The following is a 22,715-nucleotide window of genomic DNA, read 5'->3' on the forward strand; positions in this document are numbered from 1 at the left end:
CGGCCAGGGCCACGCCGGCGGCTCCGAGCAGCGCCCGCCGTCCGGCGGCCGAGGGGCGCGGCGCCGCCGGTCGCACGGGCCGGCTCAGGCCGCGGCCGCCCTGCCGCCGGGGGCGTTCTCGTTGGCGGCGCGCTCCAGCGCCTGCCGGTAGCGCTCCCGCCGCCAGCAGAGCAGCCGCCACGCGCCCTTCGCGGCGAGGTCCGAGAGGCGGCCGCGCGGCGTCAGCCCGATCGACTTGAAGACCATGCCCATGCTCCGCTCGATGTGCCGGAAGCGGTAGACCTGCATCGCCCGGCCCATGTAGCCGGCGCTGCAGCGCGCATGATCGTAGGGGATGGTTTCCGGCTCGTTGCCGCAGTGGAAGGCGTAGGCCAGCTCGTCGTCCTCCGTCTCGCCGATGCGGCCGGCGGCGACGCGCAGGCGGCGGAGGAAGGAGAGGTTCTCGCGCGCCAGGTAGCGGCGCATGTGGTCGTAGAACAGCTTGAAGTGGCGGTACTCGTCGGCCGCGATCAGGCGGCAGATCTCGCGCAGCACCGGCTCGCGCGTCTCGTCGCCGAGGGCGGTGTAGTAGGAGGAGGTGCCGGTCTCCACCATGCAGCGCGCGATCAGCTCGCCGGTGCGGCTGCCGCGGATCGAGGCGTCGGCGTCGAGGTTGATCTGGTAGCCGGCGCGGTAGCGGGCGAAGGCCGTGTCGAAGTCCCAGGACGGGTCGGCCAGCATGGCCCAGCGGCCGAGCGCGTCGCCGTGCTGCACCTCCTCGACCGCCCAGTTGTCGGCGGCCTGGCGGAAGTCGGGATCGTCGCCGAAGACCCGGTTCAGGTAGACGGCGTAGTCGAGCCCGTTCTTCTCGACCATGGCCGCGGCCTTCACCAGCGGCACGATCCCGGGCTCGGCCAGCGACGGGTCGAAACGGTCCCAGCCGACCTGATCGATGCGCCAGTGCTTCATGCGGCTCCTGCCAGTCCCGTCCGGTCGGCCCCGCCGGCCAACCCCGTCGGGGCGCGCCACGGGAGGGGCCGGGGCGGAGGGATAGGATATAGGGCAAGGCCACGGGCGCGGAGGCTTCGGCGCACGGGTTGCCACGCTTGTGTTGCCGTCCGGTGACACCGCGCCCCGGAGAAGGGCGGCCGCAGGGCGGGGCCCCGGCGGGACGGGCGCGAGGGGGCATCCCGCCGCCGGTCACGCCGCGAGGCGGAACCGGCGGGCCGGATCACCGGCGGCCGGGAGAGAGGCGCCGCCGGCCCGTACGGTCCGCCGGCGCGAAGCCTCGGGCAGCCCGGTCAGGCCGCCTGGGCGGCCGCGACCATCGCCTGGGCCGAGAGCAGGCGCTGCATCGCCAGGTCGCGCTGCTCCGGCGTCGCCTCGGCGAGACCGGCGAGGGCCGCCTCGGCCTCGGCGACGCGGCCTTCCGCCTCGGCGCGGGACAGGCGGGCGACCGGGGTCGCCTCGTCGGCCAGCACGGTGACGCGCTCGGGCGTTACCTCGGCGAAGCCGCCGAAGACGAAGAGCCTCTCCGTCTCGGCGCCGTTCTCGCGCACGGTGATGACGCCGCCGCGCAGCGCCACGATCATCGGCGAGTGGCCGGGCAGCACGCCCATCTCGCCCTCGGCCGCCGGCAGGGTCGCCATCTCGACGGGGCGGGCGAGCAGCAGCCGCTCCGGCGAGACGAGTTCGAGCTGGAACGTGTCCGCCATCGTCATGCTTCCCTGGGGATCAGGCCGCCTGCTTCAGGCCTTCGGCCTTCTTCACCGCCTCCTCGATGGTGCCGACCATGTAGAAGGCGGCCTCGGGCAGGTGGTCGTACTCGCCGGAGACGATGCCCGCGAAGGAGCGGATCGTGTCCTCGAGCTTGCAGAAGACGCCCGGCGTGCCGGTGAAGACCTCGGCGACGTGGAAGGGCTGCGAGAGGAAGCGCTGGATCTTGCGCGCGCGCGCGACGATCAGCTTGTCCTCCTCCGACAGCTCGTCCATCCCGAGGATGGCGATGATGTCCTGCAGCGACTTGTAGGTCTGGAGCACCCGCTGCACCTCGCGCGCGACGCGGTAGTGCTCCTCGCCCACCACGCGCGGGTCGAGCGCGCGGGAGGTGGAGTCGAGCGGGTCCACGGCCGGGAAGATGCCGAGCTCGGCGATGGAGCGGTTCAGCACCGTCGTCGCGTCGAGGTGGGCGAAGGAGGTGGCGGGCGCGGGGTCGGTCAGGTCGTCGGCGGGCACGTAGATGGCCTGCACCGAGGTGATCGAGCCCTTCTTCGTGGAGGTGATGCGCTCCTGCAACTGGCCCATGTCGGTGGCCAGCGTCGGCTGGTAGCCCACCGCCGAGGGGATGCGGCCGAGCAGCGCCGACACCTCGGCGCCCGCCTGGGTGAAGCGGAAGATGTTGTCGATGAAGAACAGGACGTCCTGGCCCTGCTCGTCGCGGAAGTACTCGGCCATGGTCAGGCCGGACAGCGCGACGCGGGCGCGCGCGCCCGGCGGCTCGTTCATCTGGCCGTAGACCAGCGCCACCTTGGAGCCGTCGGTGGTGTTCTCGCCGAGCTTGATGACGCCCGCGTCGATCATCTCGTGGTAGAGGTCGTTGCCCTCGCGGGTACGCTCGCCGACGCCCGCGAAGACCGACACGCCGCCATGGCCCTTGGCGATGTTGTTGATGAGCTCCTGGATGGTGACGGTCTTGCCGACGCCGGCGCCGCCGAACAGGCCGATCTTGCCGCCCTTCAGGTACGGGGCCAGCAGGTCGATCACCTTGATGCCCGTGACCAGGATCTCGGCCGCCGTCGCCTGCTCGTCGAAGGCCGGGGCCTCGCGGTGGATCGGCATGGCCTTCTCGGCCGGGACCGAGCCGCGCTCGTCGATCGGCTCGCCGATGACGTTGACGATGCGGCCCAGCGTGCCGGGCCCGACGGGGACGGAGATGCCCGCGCCGGTGTCCACCACCTCGGTGCCGCGGACGAGGCCGTCCGTGGTGTCCATGGCGATGCAGCGCACGGTGCGCTCGCCCAGCTCCTGCGCGACCTCCAGCACCAGGGTGCGGTCGCCCACCTTGGTGGTCAGCGCGTTCAGGATGAAGGGAAGCTGGTCGGGGAACTGCACGTCCACCACCGCGCCCAGCACCTGCGTGACCTTGCCGACGTTGTTCTTCATGGTGAGTACGTTCCTTTTATCCGACCGACCGATTCACGTTCCGCGCCTGCGGCGCTCCACGATCGGGCGGCATCAGAGGGCCTCGGCACCCGAGATGATCTCGATCAGCTCGCTGGTGATGTTGGCCTGGCGCGTGCGGTTGTAGTTGAGCGTGAGGCGGTTGATCATCTCGCCCGCGTTGCGGGTGGCGTTGTCCATCGCGTTCATCTGCGACCCGTAGAAGCCGGCCACGCTCTCGAGCTGGGCGCGGTAGATCTGGATCGCGAGGTTGCGCGGCAGCAGCGCGGAGAGGATCTCCTCCTCGGTCGGCTCGTAGCTGTAGAGCGCGGGCGCCCCGGCGGGCGAGGTCGCGGCCTCGGCCGCCAACTCGCCCTCCGGCATCGGCGCCGGGATCAGGCGCTGCTCGGTGGGCGTCTGGGTGATCACGTTCTTCCAGCGGTTGTAGATCAGCGAGCAGACGTCGAACTCGCCCCGCTCCAGCATCCCGGTGATGCGGAGCGCGATCTCCTCGGCCGCGTCGAAGCCGATGGTCTTGCGGCCGAGATACGAGATCTCGCCGACGAGGCGGCCGCCGAAGTCGCGGCGCAGATAGGTGGTGCCCTTGCGGCCGACGGTGAGCAGCTTCACCGTCCGGCCCTGGCCCTCCAGCATGCGGATGTGGTTGCGCGCGAAGCGGCCCACGTTGCTGTTGAAGGCGCCGGCAAGGCCGCGGTCGCCGGTGACGACCACCAGCAGGTGGACGTCCTCCCTGCCGGTGCCCACCAGCATGCGCGGCGCGTCCGGCGCGCCGGCGACGGCGCGGCCGAGCGAGGCGAGCATGCGCTCCATCCGCTCGGCGTAGGGCCGCGCGGCCTCGGCCTGCGCCTGGGCGCGGCGGAGCTTGGCCGCCGCGACCATCTTCATGGCCTGCGTGATCTTGCGCGTGGACTTCACGCTGTTGATGCGACCGCGCAGTTCCTTGAGGTTGGCCATGCCGCGTTTCCCGCCTCCGCGATCAGGCCGAGAAGGACTTGCTGAAGCGGTCGAGGAAGGCGACCAGCTTCTTCTCCGTCTCCGGCTTGATCTCGCGGTCGGCGCGGATCGCCTCCAGGATGCCCGGCTCGGACGCCTTCATCTCGGTCAGCGCGCCCTTCTCGAAGGGACCGACCTGGGCGAGCGACAGCTTGTCGAGGTAGCCGCGCGTGCCGGCGAAGATCGCCACCACCTGCTCCTCGACCGGCACCGGGTTGTACTGCGGCTGCTTCAGCAGCTCGGTCAGCCGCGCGCCGCGCGCCAGCAGCGCCTGGGTGGAGGCGTCGAGGTCGGAGGCGAACTGCGCGAAGGCCGCCATCTCGCGGTACTGCGCCAGCTCCAGCTTGATCTTGCCGGCGACCTGCTTCATCGCCTTGATCTGGGCCGCCGAGCCGACGCGGCTGACCGAGAGGCCGACGTTCACCGCCGGGCGGATGCCGCGGAAGAACAGCTCGGTCTCGAGGAAGATCTGCCCGTCCGTGATCGAGATCACGTTGGTCGGGATGTAGGCCGAGACGTCGCCCGCCTGCGTCTCGATCACCGGCAGCGCGGTCAGCGAGCCGAGGCCGGCGGCCTCGCCCATCTTCGCCGCGCGCTCCAGCAGGCGGGAGTGCAGGTAGAACACGTCGCCCGGATACGCCTCGCGGCCCGGCGGGCGGCGCAGCAGCAGCGACATCTGGCGGTAGGCGACGGCCTGCTTGGAGAGGTCGTCGTACACGATCAGCGCGTGCATGCCGTTGTCGCGGAAGTACTCGCCCATGGCGCAGCCGGTGTAGGGGGCGAGGAACTGGAGCGGCGCCGGCTCGGAGGCGGTGGCGGCGACGACGATGGAGTACTCCATCGCGCCCTGCTCCTCGAGCGTGCGCACGAGCTGCGCCACGGTGGAGCGCTTCTGGCCGATCGCGACGTAGATGCAGTAGAGCTTCTTGCTCTCGTCGCCGGAGGCGTTGATCGGCTTCTGGTTGATGATGGTGTCGATGATGATCGCCGACTTGCCGGTCTGGCGGTCGCCGATGATCAGCTCGCGCTGGCCGCGGCCGATCGGGATCAGCGCGTCGATCGCCTTGATGCCGGTCTGCATCGGCTCGTGCACGGACTTGCGCGGGATGATGCCCGGCGCCTTCACGTCGACGAGGCGGCGCTCGGTGTACTCGATCGGGCCCTTGCCGTCGATCGGCTCGCCGAGGGCGTTCACCACGCGGCCGAGCAGGCCCTTGCCCACCGGCACGTCCACGATCTCGCGGCCGCGCTCGACCGTGTCGCCCTCGCGGATCTCCTGGTCGGAGCCGAAGATCACCACGCCGACGTTGTCGGTCTCGAGGTTCAGCGCCATGCCCTTCACGCCGGCGCCGGGGAAGTTCACCAGCTCGCCGGCCATGACGTTCTGCAGGCCGTAGACGCGGGCGATGCCGTCGCCCACGGTCAGCACGGTGCCCACCTCGGCGACATTCGCTTCGGCGTCGAACCCGGCGATCTGCTGCTTGAGGATCTCCGAGATCTCGGCGGGACGGATGTCCATATCAGGCGGCCCCCTTCATGGCGTACTGCAGTCGCTGCAGCTTTGACTTTATCGAGCTGTCGAACAGGCGCGAGCCGATGCGCACCACGAGGCCGCCCAGGATGGACGGATCGGTGCGCTCGATCAGCTTCACGCCGGAATAGCCGGCCTCGGTCAGCCGCGCCGTGATCTGCGCGCGCTGGGTGTCGGAGAGGCCGTGGGCGGTGGTCACCTCCGCCGTCTGCTGGCCGCGCCGCGCGGCGAGCAGCGCGGCGAAGGCGCGCACCACGCCGGGCAGCAGGGCGAGGCGGCGGTTGTTCACCAGCACGCCGACCAGGTTGTGCACCGCCGTGCCGGCCGGGATGCCGGCCTTCTCCAGCACCGCGAAGGCGGCGCGGCGCTGCGCCGCGGCATCGAGGCGCGGATCGGCGATGAAGGCGCGGAAGGCCTCGTCCCCCGAGGCCAGCCTGCCCAGCGCCTCGACATCGGCGGCGATCAGGTCGAGCGCGTCGGGGTTGGCGCGCCGGCGGTCGTCGGCCAGGGCGAGCAGCGCCGCGGCGTATCGCTCGGCGGCGCCCGAGGGACGGGTTGCGGAAAGGTCGGCGGCGAGGGTCGGCTCGATGGCGGCCACGGGCGATCCCGTCTGAGAGGGTCAGGGCGGCCGGCGTCCGGCATGGCGCGGCCACGGCGTATCGGCCGGATTTTCCCGTCAGCACAGGACTCCCGGCGGCGGCGCCGATTACCATAGGCCATTGCATGGCGGCAACCCGCCGGGGGGCGCTTCCCTGCCGCGGGCGACACGAATTCGATCCGGGTGCGTCGCCCCGGGCGATCCGGCCACGCAACGGCGGCGGCGCCGCGGGACCCCGCGCCGGCCGACCGGCCCGCCGCGGGCCTCGTTCCGGGTTGGATACACGCCACCCGGTTTGGAGATGCGCCACCAGACCATCTTCATGCCGGGCGCACGCGCCCGGCGGCTCGGAAACCGCGGAAAACCAGAAGGCTGGCGCCGTTCCAGGCTGACAACGTCAGGCCGGAACGGTCCTGCAGCGAACCGCAGTCCGGTCGGGACCGCGGTTCGCCGTCGCTCGTTGTTCCCGGCGCGGATTCACGCCGCCGGGCGTGTCCGCCCGCCGGCGATCCGCTCCAGAGCCGATCCAGCCTGACCGTATCAGGCCGGAACGGCTCTAGCCTTTTGATTTTTCGCATTTTCCGAGCCGCTGAGCGAGGACGCTCAGCTTGAAAATGCTCTAGCCCGCGGCCGGAATCGCCCGGCCGCCGATCAGCCGCAGGATGCGCGTCGGCCGCTCCACGCCGACCAGCCGGTGGACGATCAGCAGCACGGAGCGCCCGGAGGTCGCCTCGTCCAGCGTCTCCAGGAAGGCGCGCTCCGTGTCCGCGTCGAGGCCGGCGGCCGGCTCGTCCAGGATCAGCACCGGTGCCGGCGACAGCAGGGTGCGGGCCAGGGCGAGCCGCCTGGCCTGCCCGCCCGAGAAGCGGGCGCCGGCCTCGCCGCAGCGCGTCCCCAGCCCTTCAGGCAGGGCGCGCACCAGGTCGCCGATGCGTGCCCGGTCCAGCGCGCGCCACAGCGCCGCCTCGTCCGCGTCGGGATCGGCGAGGCGCAGGTTGGCGGCGATCGTGTCGTCGAACAGGCGGGCATCCTGGGTCAGGCAGGCGATGCGCTGGCGCACCGCCGCGGCCGGCAGCGCGGCCAGATCCACCCCACCCAGCGTGATGCTGCCGCCCTGCGGCGCGGCCAGCTTCAGCAGCAGCGCGGCGAGGCTCGACTTGCCGGCCCCCGAGGGACCGAGCAGCGCGACCCGCCCGCCCTCCGGCAGGTCGAGGTCGAGCCCGTCCAGCACCGGCGCCCGGTCGGGTGCGCCCCGCCCGGCCGCCTCCCCCTCCGATGGCCCCCATCCTGACGGCCCCCGTTCCGAAGGCCAGGCGAAGCGGACGCCGCGCAGGCGCAGCGCGTTGCCGGGCGGCAGGGCGGCCGGCTCGGTGGGCTCGGCCACCGGCGGCGTGGAGTCGGCCGCCTCGAACAGGCGGCGGGCGCCGGCGGCGGCGGCGGCCAGCGCGGCGCCGGCACGCGGCAGGCCGCCGAAGGTCTCGGCGGCGGCGACGGCCAGGAACAGCGCCAGCACGGCGGCGGCGAGCCCGGCATGGGTGCCCCCCGCCTCGGCGGCCGCGCCGTGCCCAGGCGCCCACAGCAGCCCCCAACCCAGCGCGCCGAGCAGGGCGAGTTGCGTCAGCAGCAGCCCGGCCGCCCCGCCCCAGGCGGCGCGGCGGGAGAGTCGGCGCTGCGCCCGCGCCAGCCGCTCGCCGGCCGCCGCCACGCGCGCCACGGCGCGGCCCTCGGCATTGGCCGCCAGCGTGTCCTCCAGCCCGAGCAGCGGGTCGACCACCGCCGCGCGCAACTCGCCCTGCGTCCCGGCCACGCGGTCGCCGGCGCGCACCGCGCCCGGGGCGATCAGCACCGGCAGCAGCAGGGCGACGGCGAGCGGCAGCGCCACCAGCAGCGCCAGCAGCGGCGACAGCGCGCCGAGCGCCAGCGCCACGGCCAGCAGCACGGCCAGCGCCGCCGCCGCCGGCACCAGGGCGCGCAGGTAGAGCCCGTCCAGCGACTCGACATCGGTCACCAGCCGCCCCAGCAGGTCGCCGGAGCGGCGCAGGCCGATGCCGGCGGGCAGGCGCTCGGCGAGGCGGCGGAAGAACCAGAGCCGCGTATCGGCCAGGGCGCGGAAGGTGGCGGCGTGCGTCACCAGGCGCTCGGCGTAGCGCGCCAGCGGGCGCAGCAGCGCCAGGGGGCGCAGCAGCAGCAGCGCCGCCGTGCCGGCCAGCAGCGCGGCGCGGTCATCCGTCGCCACCGCCGCCACGCCCTGCCCGGCCAGCGCCAGCAGCGCCACGCCGGAGAGCGCCGCCACCACGGCGACCAGCCCGCCCGCCCACAGCCAGCCAGCGCGCGGGCGCCAGAGGGCGAGGACGCGGCCGAGCAGGGGCCGCAGGCCGGCGGGGCCGGAAGGGTCAGCCATGTCCGTCATCGCTCCCGGGGAAAGGACCGGCGGGGAAGGCTGCGCCTTCCCCGGACCCCTTCCGTACAGGGAAGGCTCCGCCTTCCCTGGAACCCATCCGCCAGGAGGGCGAAGCCCTCCTGGACCTCTTTCCGTTGGGGCCTCGGGTGTTTCGACAGCCGGGCCATCCTTGCCGAAAAGGGGGATCCAAGGGGGCTTCGCCCCTTGGCGGGAGGATGCCAAGGAGGGCAGCGCCCTCCTTGACGCAGGGGCGCAAGCCCCTGCCCCGCGCCGGCCGCACCCCGCCCTACCCCGCCGCCCGCGCCACCGGCACCACCCGGCCGGCCGACAGCTCCAGCACCCGCCCCAGCGTCGCCCGCGCCGCGCGCGAATGCGTCGCCACGATCGCGGTGCGCCCGAGGCAGAGCCGGCGCAGGCTCTCCAGCACCTCGGCCTCGGTCCCCGGGTCGAGATGCGCGGTCGGCTCGTCCAGCAGCAGCAGCGGCGCGTCGCGCAGGAAGGCGCGGGCGATCGCCACGCGCTGCGCCTGGCCGCCGGAAAGGCCGTAGCCCCCCTCGCCCACCAGCGTGTCCAGCCCGGCGGGCAGCGCCGCCGCGAACTCCATCACGCGCGCCGCCTCGGCGGCGGCCTCCACCTCGGCGTCGGTCGCCTCCGGCCGGGCGAGGCGGATGTTGGCGCGCAGCGTGTCGCGGAACAGGTGGGCGCGCTGGCCGACATAGCTCGACAGCCGGCGCAGCTCGGCCGGGGCGAGCAGCGTGGCGTCCTTGCCGTTGATCGCGATCCGCCCCGAATCGGGGCGGCGGAAGCCGAGCAGCACGCGCAGCAGGCTGGTCTTGCCGGAGCCGGAGGGGCCGGCCAGCACCAGCGTCTCGCCCGGCATCACCCGGAAGGAGACGCCGTCCAGCGCCGGCGGGCGGGCCGGGTCGTAGCGCAGATGCACGTCCTGCACGCTGAGCACGACGCGCGGCGGCACCTCCTCCAGCACCAGCCCGCCCGCCTCGACCGGGGCGTCCAGCAGCGGCGCCAGGGCGGCGGCGGCGCCGCGCGCGGCGAGGCGCTCCTGGTAGGCGGCCGAGAAGGCGCGTAGCGGCGCGAAGAAGGCGGGCACCAGCAGCAGGGTGAACAGCGCCGCCGCGAGGTCGCCGCCGCCGGCACGGAACTCGGCGCCGTGGTGGATGGCGAGGCAGACCAGCGCCAGCGCCGCCAGCAGCTCCTGCGCCACGCCGGAGAGGAAGGCGACGCGCAGCACCCGCATGGTGCGCAGCCGCAGCTCCGTGGCGGCGCGGCCGAGCGACCCGGCCTCCGCCTCCTGGCGGTTGAACAGCACCAGGGTCGGCAGGCCGCGCATGCGGTCGAGGAAGCGGCCGGAGAGGCGTTGCAGCGCCTCGAACTGCCGCGCGCTGGCCTGGGCGGCGCCGATCCCGGTCAGCGCCAGCGCCACCGGCACCAGCAGCCCGGCGACGGCCAGGGCCGCGCCGCTCACCGGGTCGGCGAGCGCGGCGGCGGCGGCCACCAGGGCGGGCACCAGCAGCGCCAGGGCGGCGGCGGGGCGGTAGCGGGCGAAGTAGCCGTCCAATGCCTCCACCCGGTCCACGGCGAGGGTGGCACGCTCGCCCACCGGGCGCTCGTCGGCCGGCCCGTCGGCGAGCAGCCGGGCGAAGACCGCGCCGCGCAGGCGGGCGCGGGCGGCGATGCCGGCGGCGAGCTGCGCCCGGTCCTGCGCGACGCCGAGCCCGGCCTGCAGCAGCGCGAGCAGCGCCGCCCCGAGCAGCTCCGGCCAGCCCGCCGCGCCGGCCGGGTTGCCGAGCAGCGGCGCGAGCAGGGCGGCCAGCAGCCGGGCGATCAGCCAGGCCTGGGCGATGCCGCAGAGCGCGGCGGCCAGGCCGAGCAGGACCGGGGCGGCCTGCCGCCGGCGTCCGGCGCGGCCTTCGCGCGCGAGCAGGGCGCGGGCGGCGGCATCCCCGGCCGTGTCGGGCGTGGCGGAGCGGGGGACGGATCGGCGGCGCATCGCGGCCCGGTCTACGCCATTGTCGCCCCGCTTGCGACTCCGCGGGGCGGCCGCGCGAGGCGGCACATGCCCCGGGAACGCATCCCTGGGATCGCGCCCGGGCATGCGTCCGCAGCCCCCGTGTGCCGCCGGGCGACGGCGCGCGGCGGCGGGCGGGCGCCGATGGGCCGCGCCGGCTGGCCGGCACCGGGCGGACGCGGCAAGGGGACGTCCCGGCGGCGACGCCCGCTATAACCCGGCATGATAGGTGGTTCGGAAATCGCTATGGGACAGGCGTGCGGCCGGCGGGGTAGCAGTGGGGGTACCGGCGCCGCGCCCTGCCGACCCCGCATCGTCGCCGGCAGCGCGCGGCCCCGACCGCCGGAGCCCCGATCCCGGACCGTCGCGACCGGACCACGCGATCGGACCACACGATCCGGGGCGCCCGGTCGCCGGAGGCATCCGGCATGGATGTCGGGCGCCGCGTGGACGGGACGACGCGGCACGGAGATCGCGGCGCGCCCGCCCAGCGGGAGACGCCGGCGGGAGAAGAGGGCCGGCGGCATCGCGCCAGGACAGGACAGGAGGAACGCCCGGTGACGGACTTCGCGATGATCGGCTTCGGCGAGGTGGGCGGCATCTTCGCCCGCGACCTGCGGCAGGGCGGCGCCGGCCGCATCGTCGCCTACGACACCGACCCGGCCGCGCGGGAGCGTGCCGGCGCCTCGGGCCTCGCCCAGGTCGCCGGCAGCGCCGCCGAGGCGGCCGCGTCGGCGCAGGTGGTGTTCGTCGCCGTCACCGCCGGCTCGGCCCTGGCGGCGGCGCGCTCGCTGGCGGGCGGCCTCGGCCACGCGCCCTTCGTGGTGGACGTGAACTCCGTCTCCCCCGGCACCAAGCAGGAGGCGGCGGCGGCGGTCGGCGCCGCCGGCGGCCGCTACGTCGAGGCGGCGGTGATGAGCAGCGTGCCGCCGAAGGGGCTGCGCTCGCCCATGCTGCTCGGCGGCCCGGACGCGGCGGGCTTCATCGCGCTGATGGCGCCCTTCGACATGCGGCTGACCGCCTTTCCCGGCCCGATCGGCAAGGCCTCCTCGGTGAAGATGTGCCGCTCGGTGATGGTCAAGGGGCTGGAGGCGCTGACCACCGAGTGCATGCTCGCCGCGCGCCACTACGGCGTCGAGGACGAGGTGCTGCGCTCCCTCGCCGACACGCTGCCGCACGAGGACTGGCGCGGCCTCGCCCGCTACGTCATCAGCCGCGCGCTGATCCACGGCAAGCGCCGCGCCGAGGAGATGCGCGAGGTGGCGCGCACGGTGGACGAGGCCGGCGTCGCGCCGCTGCTCGCCAGCGCCATCGCTGAGCGCCAGGACTGGGCCTGGAAGCAGGGCCGCGCCATCGGCAAGGCGGGCCTCGCCACCGAGGATCTCGACACGCTGCTGGATTCGGTCGCGGCCGCGATGCGCCAGGGCGGGGCGGCGTAGCCGCCCTCCCCTTTTCGGCCCATGCCGGCGGCGGGACCGCCCGGCCGGTCCTGCGGAAAGGGGATCCCGAAGGAAGCCGCAACGCCCCGACGATCCGTTGCGCGGAAGCCGGGGGAGAGTGCCGGACGGGACGGCGGACGTCGCCGTGTGTATCGGGCGCTTTCCCGACGACGAGGCGCACCGGCCCAGCCGGCGCAGCCTCCCACGAAGTGAACCCATGAAGCGGCCAGGCAAGGCCGCGGGAACGGAGGGCATCCATGCCGGCCTCACGCCGCCGATTGCTCGGCGGCCTCCTCGTCGCCCCGACCCTTGGCACGACCCTCGGCACGACGACCCTGGGCCTGTGGGCGGGCCGGATCGCCCCGGCCGCCGCGCAGACCGGCGGCGCGGCGCCGATCCGCGTCATCGTCCCCAACGCCGCCGGCGGCGTCGCCGACCTCACCGCCCGCACGGTGGGGCAGGCGATGGCCGAGAAGCTGCGCCAGCCCGTGGTGATCGACAACCGCCCCGGCGCGGGCGGCATCGTCGCGGGGCAGGCACTGCTCGGCGCGGCGCCGGACGGCAGCACGCTGATGGTCGCCACCAACGCCAACGCGATCAGCCGGTCGCTCTTCCGCCACCTGCCCTTCGACCCGATCCGGGACTTCGCCCCGGTCGGGCTGATGGGCAGCTTCAGCATCGCCCTGCTGGTGGCACCGAATTCCCCGATCCGCGACGTGGACGCGCTGCTGCGCAAGCTGAAGGCCGACCCGGCCGGCACCAACATCGGCACGATCAGCGTCGGCAGCACGCAGAACCTCGCCGCCGAGCTGTTCCGCATCTCCACCGGGCTGGATGCCACCATCGTGCCCTTCTCCGGCACGCCGGCGCTGCTCACCGGGCTGCTGCGCGGCGACGTGACGGTGGCGTTCGAGATCGTGGCGCCGCTGATGGGCCAGCTCAAGGACGGCTCGCTGCGCGCCATCGCCGTCACCTCCGCCGCGCGCGCCGCCAACCTGCCGGAGGTGCCGACGCTGCGCGAGGCGGCGGACATCCCCGGCCTGCGCGACTTCGACGTCACCTCCTGGAACGCCCTGGTGGCGCCCGCCCGCACGCCGGAGCCGGCCGTCGCGCGGCTGAACGGCGCGCTGAACGAGGTGCTGGCCGATGCCGGCATCCGCCGCCAGCTCCTCGATGCCGGCGTCGAGGCGCATGGCGGCACCCCGGCCGCGCTGGGCCAGCTCATGGAGCGCGAGGCGGCGAAATGGGCCCGCGTGATCGAACAGGCGAGGATCGAGAGGCAATGAGCATCAAGAGCTGCAAGGCGCCGGACCCGAACCCGAAGGTACCCGCCACGAAGCTTCCCCCCGGCGCCTGCGACGCGCACTGCCACGTCTTCGGCCCGGCCGACAGATTCCCCTACGCGCCGGACCGCTCCTACACCCCGCCCGACGCGCCGGTCGAGGATCTGCGCCGCCTCCACCGCATCCTTGGCATCGAGCGCGCGGTGATCGTGCAGGCGAGCTGCCACGGCACCGACAACGCGGCGATGCTCGACGCCATCGCTTCGAGTGAGGGCGCCTATCGCGGCGTCGCCATCGTGGACGGCACCGTCACCGACGCCGATCTGGAGGAACTCGACCGCGGCGGCGTGCGCGGCGTGCGCTTCAACTTCGTGAAGCACCTCGGCGGCACGCCCGACCTCGACGTGTTCGACCGCGTGCTCGACCGCATCCAGCCGCTCGGCTGGCACGTGGTGCTGCATCTCGACGCCGGCGACATCCTGGAGCACGCCGAGCGCATCCGCCGCATCAGAGTGCCCTTCGTGATCGACCACATGGGCCGCGTGCAGGCGAAGAACGGGCTGGAGCAGGAGCCCTTCCGCCGCCTGCTGGAGCTGATGCGCAACGAGCTGGCCTGGGTGAAGGTGTGCGGCCCGGAGCGCGTCTCCTCGGCCGGCGCGCCCTTCCACGACGCCGTGCCCTTCGCCGCGCAGCTGATCGAGGCGGCGCCCGACCGCTGCCTCTGGGGCACCGACTTCCCGCACCCCAACATCAGCGGCGACATGCCCAACGACGGCGACCTCGTGGACCTGCTCGCCCTGGCCGCGCCGGACGCGGCGGTGCGGCAGCGCATCCTGGTCGGGAATCCCGACCGGCTCTACTGGGCAGGCTGATTTGGGTGGGCCGAACCGGGCAGGCTGAGCCTCCCCGGAGGCCGACCTCCGGGGGGCGCCCGCAGGCGCGCGGGCCGGCGCCACACCGGACGTCACGCCCCCGGCGCCGCGCTCCTGGAATCCCGGCCCCAGTCCGCCTTCCCGAAGCCGCCTTCTCGAAGCCGTGCCCCCCAGGCTGCGTCCCCCAGGCTGCGTCCCCCAGGCTGCGTCCCCCAGGTTGCGTCCCCCAGGTTGCGTCCCCCAGGTTGCGTCCAAGGAGAAGAACCATGCCGATGACGGCAGCGGCCGACGCCAGGCCGTCCACCCATCCGGGCCGCCGCACCCTCCTGCTCGGCGCCGCCGCCGGGCTCGCCGCGCCCGGCCTCCGGGCGGCCCGCGCCGCCGACTGGCCGGACCGGCCGGTGCGCCTGATCGTCCCCTTCACCCCCGGCGGCTCCACCGACATCCTGGCCCGCGCCCTGGCGCAGCAGCTCTCGGAATCGCTCGGCCAGCAGTTCATCGTCGAGAACCGCTCGGGCGCCGGCGGCACGGTCGGCACCGAGGTGGTGGCGCGCGCGGCGCCGGACGGCAACACGCTGCTGATGGGCCATATCGGCACGCTCGCCGTGAACCCGGCGCTCTACCCCGGCCTCTCCTTCGACACGGTCACCTCCTTCCAGCCCGTGATCCTGATGGCGGTGGTGCCGAACGTGCTGGTGGTGAACCCGCGCAAGGTGGAGGCGAACGACGTCCCCGGCCTCGTGGCGCTGGCGAAGCGCAACCCGGGCGCCTTCACCTACGGCTCGGGCGGCAACGGCAGCGCGGCGCACATCGCCATGGTCGCCTTCGCCGCCGCCACCGGCATCAGCCTGACGCACATCCCCTATCGCGGCACCGGGCCGATGATGACGGACCTGATCGCGGGGCAGATCGACCTCACCATGACCGGCGGCCCGCCCGCCCTGCCGGCGGTGCGCGCGGGGCAGGTCAGGGCGCTCGGCGTCTCCGGCCTGAGCCGCCTCGCCGCCGAGCCCGCCATCCCGACCATCGCCGAGCAGGGCGTGCCGGGCTTCGAGGCGGTGCAGTGGTACGGCGTGGTCGCCCCCGCCGGCACGCCGCGCGCGATCGTCGACCGGCTGAACGCCGAGTGCACCCGCATCCTGCACGGCCAGGCGCTGAAGGCGCGGCTGGCGGCGGAGGGCGCGGAGGCGGCGCCGGGCACGCCGGAAGCCTTCGGCGCCTTCATCCGCACCGAGCGCGAACGCTGGGGCGCGCTGATCCGCAGCGCGAACGTGCGGCCGGACTGAAACGCGAGTGCGGGTAGGCTGCGCCCCCTGCGCCACCGCCAGGAAGCGAAGCCCCCTCGGCCGCCCCGCTCGATTCGAGGTCCGAGGCAGCACCCCGAAGGCCCATGCGGGCAGCAACACGAACGGAGAGAGTCGAAGCCCATGCCGACCATCGGACGACGCGCCGCCTGCGCGGGCCTGCTCGCCCTGGCGCTGCGGCCCGGCCGCGCCCGCGCCGCCTTCCCGGACCACGACGTGCGCCTGCTCGTCGGCTTCTCGCCCGGCGGCACGGTGGACCTGCTCGCCCGGCTGCTGGCGGAGCCGCTGCGCGCGGCGCTCGGCCAGACCGTGGTGGTGGAGAACCGCACCGGCGCCTCCGGCCTGATCGCGGCCCAGGCGGTGGCGCAGTCGCCGCCCGACGGCCACGCGCTCTACATCGCGGCGATGAGCGCCTACGCGGTGCTGCCGCAGCTTCCCGGCTACCGCATGCCGATCGACATGGACCGGGACCTGACGCCCGTCGCCAACGTCGCCGGCGTCATCAACGCGCTGGTGGTGACGCCGCGCGCGCCGTTCCGCGACGTGCCGGGGCTGATCGCGCACGCGAAGGCCAACCCGGACCGGCTCACCTACGCCTCCACCGGCAACGGCACGAGCCAGCACCTGGCCGGCGAGCTGTTCTCCCGGCTGGCCGGTGTGCGCATGACGCACGTGCCCTATCGCGGCGGCGCGAACGCCATCGTCGACATCGCCGCCGGGCGGATCGACATGATGTTCGGGAACTTCCCCGAATTCATCGGCCAGATCCGCGACGGCAGCCTGCGACTGCTGGCCTTCGGCGGCGCCCGCGCCTCGCCGCTCTTCCCGGAGACGCCGCTGATCCGCGACACGCTGCCCGACTTCACCGTCACGAGCTGGCTCGGCCTCTCCGGCCCGGCGGGGCTGCCTGCGCCGGTGGTCGAGCGCTGGGTCGCGGCGCTGGAGCAGGTGGCGGCGCAGCCGGAATTCCGGCGCCGCCTCGCCGAGAACGGCATGGAATCGCTGGCCGGCGACCAGGCCGCCTTCCGCGCCACCATCGCCGCCGACCGCGAGCGCTGGGGCGCGGTGATCCGCGCCGCCGGCATCCGCGCCGACTGATCCCGCCCGCGTCGGAGCCGGCCGGGCCGGCGGCGCCCCTCACTGCACGCGGATGTTGCGCGCCTTCACGAAGTCGCGCCACTTGTCGTTCTCGGCGCGGAAGTAGGCGGGCCATTCCGCCATCGGCCGCGCCTCCGGCGTCACCGCCATGGCCTGCAGCCGCGGCTGCATGTCGGGGGCGCGCAGCGCGGCGGCGGCGGCCTCGTTGAGCCGGCGCAGGATCGGCTCGGGCGTGCCGGCCGGGGCGAGCAGGCCGACATGCTCCACCACCTCGAACCCGTCGAAGCCGAGTTCCTGGAAGGTCGGCACGGCCGGCGCCAGCGGGCTGCGCTCGCGCGTCGTCGCGGCCAGGGCGCGCAGGTCGCCCGACTGGATGTAGGACATCACCGCCGCCGCCGGCATGAAGAACATCCCCGCCTCGCCGGCCAGCACCGCCTGGATCGCCGGCCCGCCGCCGCGGTAGCCGACCTCGTTCACCTGGATGCCCGCCATCTGCAGGAACATCTCGGTGGCGAGGTGCGAGGTGGCGCCGACGCCGGCATTGGCGTAGTCCTGCCGCGCGCCCGGCCGCCTGGCCAGCGCGACGTACTCGGCCACCGACCGCACCGGCGAATCCTTCGGCACCAGCATGAAGAGCGGGCTGGAGACCAGCAGGCTGACGCCGACGAAGGCGCGCTCGTTGTCGTAGCCGAGCTGGTAGAGGTGCGGCGCGATCGCGTAGGTGCTGTTCGGGGTGATCACCACCGTGTAGCCGTCCGGCCGCATCCGCGCGGCGGCGGTCATGCCGATCGTGCCGTTGGCGCCGCCGCGGTTGTCCACCACGAAGGAACGGCCGAGATCGGTCGAGAGCCGCTGCGAGATCAGTCGCGCGAAGGCGTCGGTCGGCCCGCCCGGCGGCCAGGGGACGATCACGGTGACCGGCCGGCCCGGCCATTCCGCCTCCTGCGCCCGCGCGCGGGGCTGGAGCAGCGCGGACGCGGCGCAGGCAAGCGGGGTGGCGACGAGATGGCGCCGGGTGAGCATGGACGATTCCTCCCTTGGTGCCGGCTGCCGGCGATCCGCGACGGCGATTCCCGCCCGGACGGCACCGGCCGCCGCGCGGCACGCGCCGGGGCTTCCCGCCGCCGGCCGTGGCGAAGCTACGGCGTGCCGTCCTCCCGCGTCCTATCGCTTTTTCCGGCCCTGCCATCATCGCCGGTTATAGCGGTGATGCCGCGCTCGCCGATCTCGCGCACATGCGCGCGCAGCGCCTCGACGAAGGCCTGGGCCGCCGGCGGCAGCGCCCGCTTCCGCGGCAGGATCAGCCCGGCCGGCCGGGGCGGCGCGGGCACCGGCAGCGGCACCACGCGCAGCGTGCCGCGCAGAAGGTCGCCGGCCATCATCAGGCGCGGCATGACCGAGATGAGGTCGGTCGCGTGCAGCATCTCCCGGATGAAGCCGTAGGAGCTGGCCCGCAGCGAGGAAGCCTGCTCCAGGCCGAGCAGGTCGAGCAGGAAGTCGATCTCCTGCCCGACGCGCTGGCTGACCGTCGGCAGCACGAGGTCGTACCGGCGCAGCGCGTCCAAGGTCACGGCGTCGAGGCCGAAGATGGGATGCGCGCTGTGGGCCAGGATGGAGATGGGCTCCTCCCATAGCGGCTCGCGCTGGAAGCCGTCCGCCAGGGCCGGCTCGTAGAGCCGGCCCACGATCAGGTCGAGGTCCCCGGCGGCCAGCAGCGGCAGCAGCTCCTCGGTGCGGCCCTGCTGAAGCTGGATCCGGATGCCGGCATGGGATCGCTTGAGCCGGCTCAGGGCACCCGGCAGCACGCCCGACGCGGCGACCGGGAGGGCACCGAGCGCCACCGCGCCGCCGGCCGGGTCGGCGATCCGCTCCAGCTCGTCGTCGAGCCGGCGCAGCTCGGCGAGGATGCGGCGGGCGGTCTGCACGAAGACGCCGCCCGCCTCGGTGGGGCGCATGCCGCGCGGCAGCCGGTCGAACAGGCGCTGCCCGAGGATCTCCTCCACCTCCTGCAGCGTCTTGGTCAGGGCGGGCTGGCTGACGGCCAGCACCGAGGCGGCCTTCAGCAGGCTGCGCTGGTTCGTGATCGCCTCGGCCACCCGGAGATGGTGCAGCTTCAACCGTTGATCCAGGTAGCGACGGTTGCGCATGGGGCGGGGTTCAGCCGCCGGCGCGGGGAGCGGGCCCGGGGCGGGCGATCATGGCCGCCGGGGCCACCCGGGCCGCCGCGCTCCTCCCGGCATGCACGCGGCGCGCGATTCCCGCGTTGCGGCCGGCCCCGGAGTCGTCCGGAAGGAGGAGGGTTCGCGCCGATTCCATGTCCTGGCCCGCGGGATGCGACGATGCGATGGCCGGCCCGGCCGCGTCGTCGGCGGGAAGCCGGGCCTGCATCGGGCGATGCTAGAGCATTTCCGGGCAGGAACGTACTCGCCCGGCGGCGCGGAGGCGGCATGGGGGCAGAGGCCGGAGCGGCCGGCGCCGACCGCGGGCATATAACTCCCGGTTATGAGCAGGGCGGAAAATTGAATGGGGATGCCCGGAACGAAGCGGCCTAGTCTCGCGCCCGACAGAATTCGGCGTCCGGGAGGGAGCATCTTCGCCCGCCTCCTGCCGATGGACCGGTCCGGCATGCGGCAGGCGGCCGGCCCCGGGCGCCGCTCCCCGGCGCCCCGGGGCCGCCCCGCGCGACGGCCGTCCTTCAGGCGGGAGGACATCCTCCGGGCGAGGAGAGGAAACAGATGCACGACGAACCGATCATGGACGTGGCCCATCTCGGCCATCTCGAGGTGCTGACGCCGCGGCCGGAGGAATCGCTCCGCTTCTTCGTCGACGTCATGGGCATGACGGAGAGCGGCCGGAAGGGCGACAGCGTCTACCTGCGCGGCTGGGACGACTACGAGTGCTACTCGCTCCAGCTCACCGCCGCGAAGACCTCCGGCCTCGGCCACGCCGCCTTCCGCGCACGCAGCCCGCAGGCGCTGGAGCGCCGGGTCGCGGCGCTGAAGCGGTCCGGGCTGGCGGAAGGCTGGCACGAGGGCGAATTCGGCCACGGCCCCGGCTTCCGCTTCCGCGACCCGGACGGGCACCTGATCGAGCTCTACTACGAGACGGAGTGGTACAGGGCGCCCGAGGCGCTGCGCCCGGCGCTGAAGAACCAGGCGCAGCGCTTCCCGGGGCGCGGCGTGAACGTCCGCCGGCTCGACCACTTCAACTGCCTCGCCGTCGACGTGCGCGAGAACCGCGAGTTCTTCGAGCGCTACCTCGGCTTCCGCAACACCGAGCGGATCGTGCTGGACGACGGCACCGAGGCCGGCATGTGGCTCACCTGCACCAACAAGAGCTACGACTTCGCCTACACGCGCGAGGCGCACGGCGTGCGCGGCCGCTTCCACCACATCACCTTCGCCCTCGACAGCCGCGAGGCCATCCTGCAGGCGGCCGACGTCTTCCTGGAGAACGGCGTCTTCATCGAGACCGGCCCGCACAAGCACGCGGTGCAGCAGACCTTCTTCCTCTACGTCTACGAGCCCGGCGGCAACCGCGTCGAGGTGGCCAACGCCGGCGCGCGGCTGGTGCTGGCGCCGGACTGGCAGCCGATCGTCTGGACCGAGGCGGAGCGCCGGAAGGGCCAGGCCTGGGGCCTCAAGACCATCGAGAGCTTCCACACCCACGGCACGCCGCCCCTGCCGGACCGGCACGGCGACGAGCTGGTCGCGGGCGTGGACGACCTCGCCGGCAGCGGCATCGCCTCCTGAGGTTCGCCACGAACCTCTCCATCCCCCGCCCGCCCGATCCGCCGCGCCGCAGCGGCCGGACCGGGGATCGCGGCGGCGCACCGGGACGCATCGCCGCCGGCATGACCGGAAGAAGCCGAGGAGAGCACGGCCCATGATCATCGATTGCCACGGCCACTACACGACGGCCCCCAAGGCCCTGGAGGACTGGCGGGCGCGCCAGATCGCGGGCATCACGGATCCGTCGGCCAGGCCGCGCGCCTCGGAGCTGCGCATCGGCGACGACGAGCTGCGGGAGTCGATCGAGCAGAACCAGCTCCGGCAGATGCGCGAGCGCGGGAGCGACCTCACCATCTTCAGCCCGCGCGCCAGCTTCATGGCGCACCACATCGGCGACTTCGCCGTCTCCGCCGAGTGGGCCGGGATCTGCAACGAGCTGTGCCACCGCGTCTCGCAGCTCTTCCCGGACCACTTCGCCGGCGCCGCCATGCTGCCGCAGAGTCCGGGCGTCGACACCCGGACCTGCGTCGCCGAGATCGAGAAGTGCGTCAGGGAATACGGGTTCGTCGGCATCAACCTGAACCCCGACCCGTCCGGCGGCCACTGGCGCAGCCCGCCGCTGACCGCGCGCTACTGGTACCCGATCTACGAGAAGATGGTGGAATTCGACATCCCCGCGATGATCCACGTCTCCACGAGCTGCAACGCCTGCTTCCACACCACGGGCGCGCACTACATCAACGCCGACACGACGGCGGTCATGCAGCTCATCGAGGGCGACCTGTTCAGGGACTTCCCGACGCTGCGCTTCGTGATCCCGCACGGCGGCGGCGCGGCGCCCTATCACTGGGGGCGCTACCGCGGCCTCGCCCAGGCGCTGAAGAAGCCGCTGCTGCGCGAGCACCTGCTGCGGAACGTCTTCTTCGACACCTGCGTCTACCACCAGCCCGGCATCGACCTGCTGACCAAGGTCATCCCGGTCGACAACATCCTGTTCGCCAGCGAGATGATCGGCGCGGTGCGCGGGATCGACCCCGAGACGGGCCACCACTTCGACGACACGAAGCGCTACGTCGACGCGACGGCGAACCTGAGCCCCGAGGATCGCCACAAGGTCTACGAGGGCAATGCGCGCCGGGTCTATCCGCGCCTCGATGCCGCGCTCAGGGCACGCGGCAGGTAGGAGGGCGGCGGCATGACCGGACCCGGCATCGCCCGGCGCGGCATCGCCCGCGCCGATCGGGCGGCGAACGCGGGGGCGGGGCGCACGCGGCCCGGCGCCGGGGCGCCCGGGCCGGCCCCCGGCGGGAGGCGCGATACCCTCGCCGGGGCCAGGGGCCGGCGCTGGGGCCGGGCTGCGATGCGTGGACCGATGACGGTCCGCGTCTGCGTGGGCCGGCGCGCGGCCGGCCCGGAACGGGGGAAAGGGTCGGCATGAGCGACCGGATCACGGGCATCTCCTCGATGGCGACGCGCCAGCTCCTCGCGGAGCTCGGCGCGGCGCATGAGCGGCGGACCGGCCGCCAGGTCTCGATCCGGTCGGTCGGCGGCGTGGAGGCCGCGCGGCTGGTGCGGGCCGGCGAGCCGTTCGACCTCGTCCTGCTGGCGTCGGACGCGATGGAGGCGCTGGAAGGCGAGGGATGGATCGTGCCCGGCAGCCGGACGGGCTTCGCCCGGTCGGGGATCGCGATGGCGATCCGCCAGGGCGCGCCCCGTCCCGCTGTCGGCGACGCGGAAGCGGTCCGGCAGGCGGTCCTGGCGGCGCCGAGGATCGGCTTCTCCACCGGCCCGAGCGGCAGCTACCTGAAGGCGCTGTGGGAACGCTGGGGGATCGGCGAGGCGATCGCGGACCGCCTCGTGCAGGCGCCGCCCGGCGTGCCGGTCGGGACCCTGCTCGCCCGGGGCGAGGTCGAGCTCGGCTTCCAGCAGCTGAGCGAGCTGCTCGGCCTGCCCGGCATCGACGTCATCGGCCCGCTGCCCGCCCCGATCCAGTCCATGACCCTGTTCTCGTCCGGCATCGGCCGTGCCTCCCGGCAGCCCGATGCCGTCCGGGCGCTGGTCGCGGCCCTGAACGCCCCGGAGGCGGCGGCGGTCAAGCGCCGCCACGGCATGGAGCCGGGTTGACCCCCCGGCCACCGGCAGGAGGCGCGGGGCATGGGGCGATCCGGGGCGGGGGCCGGGGCCGGCGGCGAGGCCGCTTAAACCCAGGGTAAATTCTGTCCGGTAGGGTCCGAACGGCGCGAGCCTTGCCGGATCGTCGGGTCCGGAACGCCGCCGCAC

The 22,715-nt window shown here is 74.1% G+C and carries 18 protein-coding genes; 8 read left to right on the plus strand and 10 right to left on the minus strand.

Annotated elements, in window-relative coordinates:
• Window positions 1-84 precede the first annotated feature (84 nt).
• From M0638_RS17920 to cydD, 8 genes are all read right to left on the minus strand, one after another.
• On the minus strand, window positions 85-948 hold the full coding sequence (locus M0638_RS17920; RefSeq protein ID WP_248668370.1) for a ferritin-like domain-containing protein: 864 nt from the start codon (window positions 946-948) through the stop codon (window positions 85-87).
• Window positions 949-1,280: 332 nt separating this feature from the next.
• Window positions 1,281-1,694, minus strand: coding sequence for an ATP synthase F1 subunit epsilon (gene atpC / locus M0638_RS17925; protein ID WP_248668371.1), 414 nt, complete (start codon window positions 1,692-1,694; stop codon window positions 1,281-1,283).
• A gap of 19 nt (window positions 1,695-1,713) precedes the next feature.
• Complete coding sequence (gene atpD, locus M0638_RS17930; protein ID WP_248668372.1) at window positions 1,714-3,141, minus strand: F0F1 ATP synthase subunit beta; 1,428 nt, start codon at window positions 3,139-3,141, stop codon at window positions 1,714-1,716.
• Between the two features lie 72 nt (window positions 3,142-3,213).
• Window positions 3,214-4,113, minus strand: coding sequence for a F0F1 ATP synthase subunit gamma (locus M0638_RS17935; RefSeq protein WP_248668373.1), 900 nt, complete (start codon window positions 4,111-4,113; stop codon window positions 3,214-3,216).
• Window positions 4,114-4,135: 22 nt separating this feature from the next.
• Window positions 4,136-5,671, minus strand: coding sequence for a F0F1 ATP synthase subunit alpha (gene atpA / locus M0638_RS17940; RefSeq protein WP_248668374.1), 1,536 nt, complete (start codon window positions 5,669-5,671; stop codon window positions 4,136-4,138).
• 1 nt (window position 5,672) lies between these two features.
• A complete protein-coding gene (gene atpH / locus M0638_RS17945) occupies window positions 5,673-6,281 on the minus strand; it encodes an ATP synthase F1 subunit delta (protein ID WP_248668375.1) in 609 nt (202 codons plus the stop codon).
• Between the two features lie 619 nt (window positions 6,282-6,900).
• A complete protein-coding gene (locus M0638_RS17950) occupies window positions 6,901-8,682 on the minus strand; it encodes an amino acid ABC transporter ATP-binding/permease protein (protein ID WP_248668376.1) in 1,782 nt (593 codons plus the stop codon).
• A gap of 286 nt (window positions 8,683-8,968) precedes the next feature.
• The gene (cydD, locus tag M0638_RS17955) at window positions 8,969-10,690 is read right to left on the minus strand and encodes a thiol reductant ABC exporter subunit CydD (RefSeq protein ID WP_248668377.1); all 1,722 of its coding nucleotides are present in this window, start codon (window positions 10,688-10,690) and stop codon (window positions 8,969-8,971) included.
• Window positions 10,691-11,265: 575 nt separating this feature from the next.
• Here cydD and M0638_RS17960 point away from each other — a divergent pair.
• The 5 genes from M0638_RS17960 to M0638_RS17980 all read left to right on the plus strand — a co-directional run bounded on the left by M0638_RS17960 (window position 11,266) and on the right by M0638_RS17980 (window position 16,704).
• Window positions 11,266-12,147: a prephenate dehydrogenase/arogenate dehydrogenase family protein gene (locus tag M0638_RS17960; RefSeq protein WP_248668378.1), complete on the plus strand. Its 882-nt coding sequence runs from the start codon at window positions 11,266-11,268 to the stop codon at window positions 12,145-12,147.
• A 257-nt stretch (window positions 12,148-12,404) separates the two neighbouring features.
• Window positions 12,405-13,433, plus strand: coding sequence for a Bug family tripartite tricarboxylate transporter substrate binding protein (locus tag M0638_RS17965; RefSeq protein ID WP_248668379.1), 1,029 nt, complete (start codon window positions 12,405-12,407; stop codon window positions 13,431-13,433).
• On the plus strand, window positions 13,430-14,302 hold the full coding sequence (locus tag M0638_RS17970) for an amidohydrolase family protein (RefSeq protein ID WP_248668380.1): 873 nt from the start codon (window positions 13,430-13,432) through the stop codon (window positions 14,300-14,302). Before M0638_RS17965 ends, M0638_RS17970 begins: the two co-directional genes overlap by 4 nt.
• Before the next feature lie 266 nt (window positions 14,303-14,568).
• Entirely contained in the window at window positions 14,569-15,588 is a 1,020-nt protein-coding gene (locus tag M0638_RS17975; protein ID WP_248668381.1) for a Bug family tripartite tricarboxylate transporter substrate binding protein, read from the plus strand.
• A gap of 141 nt (window positions 15,589-15,729) precedes the next feature.
• Complete coding sequence (locus M0638_RS17980; RefSeq protein WP_248668382.1) at window positions 15,730-16,704, plus strand: Bug family tripartite tricarboxylate transporter substrate binding protein; 975 nt, start codon at window positions 15,730-15,732, stop codon at window positions 16,702-16,704.
• A gap of 39 nt (window positions 16,705-16,743) precedes the next feature.
• Here the strand turns inward: M0638_RS17980 and M0638_RS17985 are convergent, their stop codons facing one another.
• Both M0638_RS17985 and M0638_RS17990 read right to left on the minus strand, forming a co-directional pair.
• Window positions 16,744-17,727 carry a Bug family tripartite tricarboxylate transporter substrate binding protein gene (locus tag M0638_RS17985; protein WP_248668383.1) on the minus strand — a complete coding sequence of 328 codons (984 nt, stop codon included), beginning with the start codon at window positions 17,725-17,727 and terminating at the stop codon, window positions 16,744-16,746.
• 116 nt (window positions 17,728-17,843) lie between these two features.
• Window positions 17,844-18,851 carry a LysR family transcriptional regulator gene (locus M0638_RS17990; protein WP_248668384.1) on the minus strand — a complete coding sequence of 336 codons (1,008 nt, stop codon included), beginning with the start codon at window positions 18,849-18,851 and terminating at the stop codon, window positions 17,844-17,846.
• 588 nt (window positions 18,852-19,439) lie between these two features.
• Between M0638_RS17990 and M0638_RS17995 the strand changes: the two genes are divergently transcribed.
• From M0638_RS17995 to M0638_RS18005, 3 genes are all read left to right on the plus strand, one after another.
• Window positions 19,440-20,456: a catechol 2,3-dioxygenase gene (locus tag M0638_RS17995; protein WP_248668385.1), complete on the plus strand. Its 1,017-nt coding sequence runs from the start codon at window positions 19,440-19,442 to the stop codon at window positions 20,454-20,456.
• Window positions 20,457-20,589: 133 nt separating this feature from the next.
• On the plus strand, window positions 20,590-21,618 hold the full coding sequence (locus M0638_RS18000; RefSeq protein WP_248668386.1) for an amidohydrolase family protein: 1,029 nt from the start codon (window positions 20,590-20,592) through the stop codon (window positions 21,616-21,618).
• Window positions 21,619-21,869: 251 nt separating this feature from the next.
• Complete coding sequence (locus M0638_RS18005) at window positions 21,870-22,559, plus strand: substrate-binding domain-containing protein (RefSeq protein WP_248668387.1); 690 nt, start codon at window positions 21,870-21,872, stop codon at window positions 22,557-22,559.
• The last annotated feature ends 156 nt before the right edge of the window (window positions 22,560-22,715 follow it).

It is taken from the genome of Roseomonas acroporae, assembly GCF_023223525.1.
Classification (GTDB): domain Bacteria; phylum Pseudomonadota; class Alphaproteobacteria; order Acetobacterales; family Acetobacteraceae; genus Roseomonas_E; species Roseomonas_E acroporae.